The sequence below is a fragment of the Aestuariivita sp. genome (genome assembly GCF_049276915.1).
Taxonomy (GTDB): Bacteria; Pseudomonadota; Alphaproteobacteria; order Rhodobacterales; family Rhodobacteraceae; genus Aestuariivita.
Genome location: NZ_JBASXK010000112.1, coordinates 1 through 7,842, shown reverse-complemented (window position 1 = coordinate 7,842; position 7,842 = coordinate 1). Strand labels below are relative to the sequence as shown.

Sequence of the window (7,842 nt, the reverse complement as noted above, 5' to 3'; positions counted from 1 at the left end):
CTCCCCGGGGTATTTTGGACCAGAAAGAAGCAGTTTTTCATGCTGTCATGTCTTTCTGGTTGCAAATACCCAAGTGCTCGCTCTGGTTACAGGCCCAACAGTGTTTTGACTTTGGCCACCGTGGCTTCAGGGGTAATCCCGAATTCCTTATAGAGCACGTCTGCCGGAGCCGAGGCTCCAAAGTCATGCATACCGATGAAGCCGGATTTTTCGCGACGCCCGCGCTCTCCAAAAAGCCAGCGATCCCAGCCAAAGCGGATACCGGCCTCGATTGCGACGCGCACGGGGCCACCGGGCAGCACGCGTTTGCGATAGGCTTCGTCCTGTTCCTCAAAGAGCTCCCAGCAGGGCATCGAGACAACGCGGGTGCCTATGCCTTCGGCCTCAAGCATATCGCGCGCCGTCATGGCAATCGAGACTTCCGAGCCGGTGGCCAAAAGGATCGCCTGACGCTTGGCATGGGCGTCCTTGAGTACATAGCCCCCTTGCGCGGTCAGGTTCTTGGATTTGTGATCTGTGCGTACTGTGGGCACGCCCTGACGGGTAAGAGACAACACCGAAGGCGTTTCCTTGGCCGTCAGCGCCAATTCCCATGCCTCGGCGGTTTCAATCGAATCTGCCGGGCGGAACACATACATGTTGGGCGTCGCGCGCAGCATGGCCAGATGTTCGACCGGCTGGTGCGTCGGCCCGTCTTCACCCAGACCAATGCTGTCATGGGTCATCACGAACACCGTGGGGATCTTCATCAGGGCCGCCAGCCGCATGGATGGGCGGGCATAGTCCGTGAAACACATGAAGGTTCCGCCATAAGGACGCACTCCACCATGCAGGGCCATGCCATTCATGGCTGCCGCCATCCCGTGTTCACGGATGCCGTAGTGGACATAGCGTCCCTTGCGGTTCTCTGGGCTGAAGATGCCCAGATCTGCGGTCCTGGTGTTATTGGATCCGGTCAGGTCCGCCGATCCGCCAACGGTTTCGGGCATGATCGGATTGACCACTTCCAGTACGTTTTCCGAACTTGTGCGGGTGGCCAGTTTGGGAGCTGTTTCGCTCATCTGTTTTTTCAGCGCACGGATTGTCGCTGAAAGCCGCTTTGGGACGTCGCGGTTATAGATGCGCGTGAACTGGGCTTGCCGGTTGGCCGAGAGTGCCGCGAAGCGCGCCTCCCAGTCTGCGCGGGCTGTCGTGCCGCGGCTTCCGATGGCTTCCCATTGTGATTTGACATCGCCAGGGATTTCAAATGGCCACCATGTCCAGCCATAGGCTGCCTTGGCCTCCAGCAACTGTGCCGGATCGGTCAACGCGCCGTGGCCTTTTGCGGTATCCTGCGCCGCGTGGCCCAGGGCGATATGGGTCTTGCAGGCGATCATGCTGGGTTGCGCGGTTTTCTTTGCCGCCGTTATGGCCGCGTCGATGGCCACGGGGTCGTGCCCGTCGATCTCCTGAACATCCCATCCCGAGGCGCGGAAGCGGGCGACCTGATCGGTGCGATCTGCAATATCCACAGTCCCGTCGATCGTGATGTTGTTGTTGTCCCAGAAGACAATCAGCCGCGAGAGTTCCTGACGTCCTGCAAGGCCGATGGCTTCCTGGCTCACACCCTCCATCAGGCAGCCGTCGCCTGCGATCACATAGGTGTAATGATCGACGATCTTCTTGCCGTAATGGGCGCGCTGCATCTCTTCAGCCATGGCAAATCCCACGGCATTGGCAATGCCCTGGCCCAGAGGGCCAGTGGTCGTCTCAATTCCAGAGGCGTGGCCATATTCCGGGTGCCCGGCCGTACGCGCACCCCATTGACGAAAGTCCTTCAACTGCTGAAGCGTCATATCCGCATAGCCGGTCAGATGCAGCAGCGAGTAAAGCAGCATCGAGCCATGGCCGGCCGACAGAATGAACCGGTCGCGATCTGGCCAATGCGGTGCCGAAGCGTCGAATTTCAGATGGTGTTCGTAGAGCACCGTTGCGACATCGGCCATGCCCATCGGCATGCCGGAATGGCCGGAATTCGCGGCTGCGACCGCATCCAGCGTCAGAGCGCGGATGGCGGTGGCTTTGAACCAATGATCGGGGTGTGCGGTGCGCAGGGCGGTCAGATCCACGGGCTTGTCTTCCTTTGGGTGATGGCAGGCATTGGGCGCTCAATATCAGCCGGGGGCCAAAGATCAAGCGCCGCCAGAGCCTCAGGATGAAGCCAGCCGTTCAAGTCATTGAAAGCAAAGGGGCGCGCATTTTCCTCCGTCATTGGGTAGACTATGGTTCGTGCTATGCGTGCCGTGATTCGACCAGGGGACGCGCAGAGATCCGATCAACAGGACAACCGGGGCATAGGGACAGGGCATGAGTGACATAGAAGAGTTGCAGAGCCGTATCATGACGGCAATGGACCGGATAGGACAGGGCGTCGAGGCGCTCTCCAGTCAGCCGGTCGCCGTGGATAGCAGTGAACTTGACGCGCTGCGCACTGCGCTGGACGAGGAAAAGATTGTCACGGCACAGCTCGAAGAGCGCATCAAGAAGCTCAAGGCGGCACATGCCGCCGAGCTTGAGGCAGCCAAACCTGCCGCTGACAGCGCAGGCCCTGACCGGCTTGCGGCTCTCGACAGCGAACTCCAGCGCCTGCGCAAGGCCAATGATCAGCTGCGCGCCAGCAATGCAGCCCTGCGTGAGGCAAATGAGGCCGGTGTGGGTGAACCCCATCTGATCAATAGCGCCATGCTGGCCGAACTCGAAAGCCTGCGCGCAACCCGCGCCACGGATATGGCCGAGGCCAGCGCAATCATGGATCAACTCTTGCCGCTTCTGGACAATGCCCGCGATCTGCCGGCAGGGGAGGACACATAATGCCCGAAGTGACCATTCATATCGGCGGACGTTCGTTTCAGGTGGCCTGTCAGGAGGGCGAGGAGCAGTTTCTGCAATCCGCAGCCAAGATGCTGGATGACGAAGCCCAGGTGCTGTCGGATCAGATCGGGCGCATGCCCGAAGCGCGCATGCTGCTGATGGCGGGCCTGTTGCTGGCCGACAAGACCGCCGCGGTCGAAGACAAGATCAAAGTCATCGAAGGCAAGCTCGCCGAGCGCGACGCCGAGATCGACAACCTGAAATCCGCACCGGCCCCGGCACCCGAGCGCATCGAAGTTCCCGTGGTTCCGCAATCTGTCACCGACACGCTTGCCGAACTTGCCGCCCGCGCCGAGGCGCTTGCGGCCTCTGTCGAAGAAAAAGCGGCAGGAAGTTAAAGACCGCCCCTCCATTCTTCTTGCCGAAAATACCGGCGGGGGAGTCCTGAAAGGACGGGGGCAGAGCCCCCAATGAACACGGCCAGCCCCTTTTTCAAAGGCTGGCCGCTTTCAGTCTGTATAGGAAAAATCAGGCGTTGGCTTCGCGGATCTTGTTGGCGGCCTCCTTGTCATAGGCCACGCCGTTTTCTTCAAACAACTGATCCAGTTCGCCCGACATCGTCATTTCGGTGATGATGTCACATCCGCCAACGAATTCGCCTTTGACGTAAAGCTGGGGAATGGTCGGCCAATCCGAGAAATCCTTGATGCCCTGACGCAATTCTTCATCCGTCAGCACGTTCACATCAGCGAATTCCACACCCATGTAATTCAGCACACCCGCCACCCGGCTGGAAAAGCCGCATTGGGGCATTGATTTGGTCCCTTTCATGTAAAGAACCACATCATTTGCGCTGTTGGTTTCCTGAATCCTGGTCGCTGCGTCAGTCATTTCCGTTTCTCCCTTGGGACGAATCTTTTTGCGTATTCCTGCGGATCGCGGGGGATTTTGTAGGTGGTGCTGTGCCCACCTCCACCCGCACCCGAGCTGTAATTGGCTTCGATCACGTGGTCGCCCTTGCCGGGCAGGCTGCCGCGTTCGGTGCCGCGTGTGCGTTTAAGTGCCATTGCTCCGCTGATGACCGATACCAGAACGATCGCCAGAGACAGCAGGATTATGGCCACGATATCCATTCGATCAATCTGGTGCCTTTGTGGTCAGCGCCAGCGCGTGAAGCTCTCCGTTGGCCCCGTCCATCTTGCCCTTGAGGGCGGCATATACGGCGCGTTGTTGCTGGACACGATTCTTTCCTCGAAAGCTTTCGTCAATGACCATGGCGGACATATGAACGCCATCATCACCATTCACGGTGATCTGTGCCTTGGGAAAGGATTCGCGCAACAAGTCTTCTATCTGGTGGGCGTGCATCGGCATGAGCGGGCTCCGGGCTTGGTCTTTTCCAAAGATGTAATCCCACTGTAGGTTCTGTGCAAGAGAGCGTCAGGCCACCATGGCGGCAAAGGCGGTGCGATAGAGGTGGGACAAATCAGACAGCGGGGCCTCGGAGGATCCAAATCGCACGGTTGACCCAGTAAAGCGTCCCACGCTGGAAACCGGCACACCGGCATTGCCGGCACGCACCATGAGCGCTTCGGCCTGATCAAAGTTGCACGCGATAAGATAGCGCGCCTGATCTTCACCAAAAAGCGTTGGCATGTCTTCGGCATCAAGGCTCACCCCGACGCCTGCGGCCTCGCCCATCTCGAAAGCGGCCAATGCAAGACCGCCATCAGCCAGATCAGTGCAGGCCTTGATCAGGTCGCGATTGGCACGGATGAATTCACCGTTGCGTCTTTCGGCGTCCAGATCGACCGGGGGGGCATCGCCATCGCGCCGTCCCAGAACCTCGGCCAGAAGGGCAGACTGGCCCAGATGGCCCATGGTGTCGCCGACTACAAGGATCACGTGACCCTCACGCACGTCACTGCCGATGATCTCGTCCGTGCTTTCCAGAAGGCCCACGGCTCCAATGGTCGGTGTGGGCAGGATCGCCTGGCCGTCGGTTTCATTGTAAAGCGAGACATTCCCTGACACGATCGGCATGTCCAGGGCAGCGCAGGCTTCACCGATACCTTTGATCGCACCGACGAACTGGCCCATGATCGCAGGCTTCTCGGGATTGCCGAAATTCAGGTTATCCGTGCTGGCAAGCGGGCGGGCTCCGACCGCGGTCAGGTTGCGATAGGCTTCGGCAACGGCCTGTTTGCCGCCCTCTATGGGGTTGGCTTTGACGTAGCGGGGGGTCACATCCGAGGTGAAGGCCAGCGCCTTTTGGGTGCCATGCACGCGGATGATCCCGGCACCAAGGCCCGGTGTGCGGGCACTGTCGCCCATGACCATGGTGTCATATTGCTCATAGACCCATTGCTTGGCAGCATAATTGGGCGAGCCGATCAAGCCTTTGAGCGCATCGATCGGGTCAATGTGCGGCACATCGCCAAGCGGCTCCGCAGCTGGCGTTTCCTCCCAGGGGCGATCATATTCCGGGGCATTGCCCGACAGCGCCTTGAGCGGCAGGTCGGCTTTGATCTCGCCATTCAGCATGATGAGGAAACGGTCTTCTGCGATTGTCTCGCCAACGATTGCGAAATCGAGGTCCCATTTGTCAAACACGGCCTTGGCCTCGGCTTCCTTTTCCGGGCGCAGCACCATGAGCATGCGCTCCTGGCTTTCCGACAGCATCATTTCATAGGCTGTCATGGCCTCTTCGCGCACCGGCACTTTTTCGAGATCGAGGCGCACACCCAGATCGCCCTTGTCACCCATTTCCACCGCAGAACAGGTCAGCCCGGCTGCGCCCATATCCTGAATCGAGATCACGGCACCGGTCTGCATCAGCTCCAGCGTGGCCTCCATCAGGCGTTTTTCGGTGAATGGGTCACCGACCTGAACCGTGGGGCGCTTTTCCTCGATCGTGTCGTCAAATTCGGCCGATGCCATGGTAGCCCCACCCACACCGTCGCGACCGGTCTTTGCGCCAAGATAAACCACCGGCATGCCGACGCCCGAGGCGGCTGAGTAAAAGATCTTGTCGGCATCCGCCAATCCGGCGGCAAATGCATTCACAAGGCAGTTGCCATTGTAGGCCGGATCAAAGCGCACTTCTCCACCTGCACAGGGCACACCAAAGCAGTTCCCATATGAACCGATGCCCTCGACCACGCCATTGACCAGTTGCCGGGTCTTGGGATGGGATGGCTCTCCAAAGGACAGGGCGTTCATCGAGGCCACGGGACGCGCGCCCATGGTAAAGACATCGCGCAGAATGCCGCCGACGCCGGTGGCTGCACCCTGGAACGGTTCGATGTAGGATGGGTGGTTGTGGCTTTCCATCTTGAACACCACTGCCTGTCCGTCACCGATATCGACCACGCCGGCATTTTCGCCGGGGCCACAGATGACCTGAGGCCCGGTGGTGGGCAGGGTGCGAAGCCACTTCTTGGATGATTTATAGGAACAATGCTCGTTCCACATTGCCGAGAAGATGCCGAGTTCCGTGAAGCTGGGTTCACGACCGATGATCTGCAGGATCAGATCATATTCATCGCGGCTCAGCCCGTGGGCGGAAATCAGATCTGATGTAATCGCCGGTTCCTGCATCTCTCAAACATCCCCTGTGGCAGATGCGGCTGTCTTTATCCGCTTCGCCGCGCGGGGGAAAGGGGGACAAATGCCGTGGACTCGGTCAAACATATATGTTAGGTATACATTTGTACGCAAACCTATAGCCAACGTAGCCATTTTCGAGGTGTGACCATGGCAACATCTTCGCTGACCCGGTCCGTTGCGATCCGATGCAGGGATGTGGCTTCGGCTCTGTTGGGTGGGCTGTGGCCAGGGCGTGACAGCAATGAGGTGGCAGCTCAGATTGCCGATCTGCCATATCGTCTTCAGGTGGCTTTTACCCTCGGGGCGCTGACATTGCTGGCACTGGTGAGCTTTTTTGCGGCGCAATTCGGCCTGATCGGCATTGCGATTTTCTGGCTCGGGGTGATCGCGCTAATCGCATGATCTGAATGCGCATTTTTGGCATACCTTTGTATGCTTATGAAAGAATTGCATTTTTTCAGAAACTGTCGTGATCCAAATGATGTATCCTGCGTATCCCTTTCATGGTATCAGAAAGGAGACGACCATGGACTTCGGACTTGGAATACTGACTTTCGGAACTTTGGGATTTGTTGCGGCCTTCGCCTATATCAGCGCGCGGGTCACGGAAAAGAACCGCCTCAAGGGTGGGCCGAAATCCGCGCTGTCGCGCGACGGCATCGAAGAGCGTCTGCGCGCCCGAGCCAAGGCGGACATGGGCTGAGCCGGGACATCAATCTGTCGGACCGACATGGTTATTGGCCAGGCGGGCATGGCATGACGAAAAAAATGGCCTGAGAAAAGGGGCTGCGCAGACTGGCGCGGCCCCTTTTGCATGGCTGGGCCTCATGCCGGGTTGGGCTGCTCGTTCTGAGCCGCGGCGGCGGCGATAGTCGCCTTATCGACCTCGCTCAGCTCATGTTCGGCATCATGGCCGGGCAGAGCCACGCGCACTTCGCGGCGGGCGAACTCGATGCCGGCCTCTTCGAAATAGGCTTTGACCTTGTTGAAGATTTCCTTGCGGATCATGAACTGCTTGCCCGGTTTGGTCATGAACTTGCCCCGGATCACCATGCCGACATCGTCGATATCGAACACACCCTGGCTTTTGAAGGGCTGCAGGAAATCATCCTTGTAAAGCGGATCTTCCATCATTTCGGCACCGATGCGCTTGAAGATCTTCTTGATCTTGTTGGGATCGGTGTCGAACGGAACTGTGAATTTCAGCTTCATGATGACCCAGTCACGCGAAAAGTTCGTCAGCTTGGGAATCTCGCCATATGGGATCGTGTGCACCGCGCCACGGTGATGGCGCAATTGCATCGACCGGATCGAGATTTTTTCGACCGCTCCCATGGTGCCGTCGATGTCGACATATTCGCCAACGCGGAAGGCATCATCGAT

At 58.7% G+C, this 7,842-nt stretch carries 10 protein-coding genes; 4 read left to right on the top strand and 6 right to left on the bottom strand.

Annotated elements, in window-relative coordinates; all coding sequences use genetic code 11:
- Positions 1–86 precede the first annotated feature (86 nt).
- A complete protein-coding gene (tkt, locus tag WAO69_RS12280) occupies positions 87–2,108 on the bottom strand; it encodes a transketolase (RefSeq protein WP_422179507.1) in 2,022 nt (673 codons plus the stop codon).
- A gap of 238 nt (positions 2,109–2,346) precedes the next feature.
- Here tkt and WAO69_RS12275 point away from each other — a divergent pair, with 238 nt between their 5' ends.
- Both WAO69_RS12275 and WAO69_RS12270 read left to right on the top strand, forming a co-directional pair.
- Positions 2,347–2,850: a hypothetical protein gene (locus tag WAO69_RS12275; protein WP_422179505.1), complete on the top strand. Its 504-nt coding sequence runs from the start codon at positions 2,347–2,349 to the stop codon at positions 2,848–2,850.
- Entirely contained in the window at positions 2,850–3,248 is a 399-nt protein-coding gene (locus WAO69_RS12270) for a cell division protein ZapA (RefSeq protein ID WP_422179503.1), read from the top strand. Before WAO69_RS12275 ends, WAO69_RS12270 begins: the two co-directional genes overlap by 1 nt.
- A gap of 130 nt (positions 3,249–3,378) precedes the next feature.
- On the opposite strand, the gene grxD is transcribed toward WAO69_RS12270, so the two are convergent.
- From grxD to purL, 4 genes are all read right to left on the bottom strand, one after another.
- Positions 3,379–3,741: a Grx4 family monothiol glutaredoxin gene (gene grxD, locus WAO69_RS12265; protein WP_422179501.1), complete on the bottom strand. Its 363-nt coding sequence runs from the start codon at positions 3,739–3,741 to the stop codon at positions 3,379–3,381.
- Complete coding sequence (locus WAO69_RS12260) at positions 3,738–3,983, bottom strand: hypothetical protein (protein ID WP_422179499.1); 246 nt, start codon at positions 3,981–3,983, stop codon at positions 3,738–3,740. The genes grxD and WAO69_RS12260 overlap by 4 nt, the downstream gene beginning before the upstream one ends.
- 4 nt (positions 3,984–3,987) lie before the next feature.
- Positions 3,988–4,224 carry a BolA/IbaG family iron-sulfur metabolism protein gene (locus tag WAO69_RS12255; RefSeq protein WP_422179497.1) on the bottom strand — a complete coding sequence of 79 codons (237 nt, stop codon included), beginning with the start codon at positions 4,222–4,224 and terminating at the stop codon, positions 3,988–3,990.
- 66 nt (positions 4,225–4,290) lie between these two features.
- A complete protein-coding gene (purL, locus tag WAO69_RS12250) occupies positions 4,291–6,450 on the bottom strand; it encodes a phosphoribosylformylglycinamidine synthase subunit PurL (protein WP_422179495.1) in 2,160 nt (719 codons plus the stop codon).
- Between the two features lie 156 nt (positions 6,451–6,606).
- Between purL and WAO69_RS12245 the strand changes: the two genes are divergently transcribed.
- Together WAO69_RS12245 and WAO69_RS12240 are read left to right on the top strand one after the other, a co-directional pair.
- Positions 6,607–6,861: a hypothetical protein gene (locus tag WAO69_RS12245; RefSeq protein ID WP_422179493.1), complete on the top strand. Its 255-nt coding sequence runs from the start codon at positions 6,607–6,609 to the stop codon at positions 6,859–6,861.
- Between the two features lie 124 nt (positions 6,862–6,985).
- Entirely contained in the window at positions 6,986–7,162 is a 177-nt protein-coding gene (locus WAO69_RS12240; RefSeq protein ID WP_422179491.1) for a hypothetical protein, read from the top strand.
- A gap of 122 nt (positions 7,163–7,284) precedes the next feature.
- Here the strand turns inward: WAO69_RS12240 and WAO69_RS12235 are convergent.
- Positions 7,285–7,842: mechanosensitive ion channel family protein (locus WAO69_RS12235; protein WP_422179487.1), on the bottom strand; the 558-nt coding region annotated here is incomplete at its 5' end.

What these genes read in the sequence shown, in the direction of transcription:
- WAO69_RS12270 (WP_422179503.1), top strand. Translation starts at nt 2,850, where the DNA reads ATGCCCGAAGTGACCATTCATATCGGCGGACGTTCGTTTCAGGTGGCC.
- WAO69_RS12255 (WP_422179497.1), bottom strand. Translation starts at nt 4,224, where the DNA reads ATGCCGATGCACGCCCACCAGATAGAAGACTTGTTGCGCGAATCCTTT.
- grxD (WP_422179501.1), bottom strand. Translation starts at nt 3,741, where the DNA reads ATGACTGACGCAGCGACCAGGATTCAGGAAACCAACAGCGCAAATGAT.
- WAO69_RS12245 (WP_422179493.1), top strand. Translation starts at nt 6,607, where the DNA reads ATGGCAACATCTTCGCTGACCCGGTCCGTTGCGATCCGATGCAGGGAT.
- purL (WP_422179495.1), bottom strand. Translation starts at nt 6,450, where the DNA reads ATGCAGGAACCGGCGATTACATCAGATCTGATTTCCGCCCACGGGCTG.
- WAO69_RS12260 (WP_422179499.1), bottom strand. Translation starts at nt 3,983, where the DNA reads ATGGATATCGTGGCCATAATCCTGCTGTCTCTGGCGATCGTTCTGGTA.
- WAO69_RS12275 (WP_422179505.1), top strand. Translation starts at nt 2,347, where the DNA reads ATGAGTGACATAGAAGAGTTGCAGAGCCGTATCATGACGGCAATGGAC.
- WAO69_RS12240 (WP_422179491.1), top strand. Translation starts at nt 6,986, where the DNA reads ATGGACTTCGGACTTGGAATACTGACTTTCGGAACTTTGGGATTTGTT.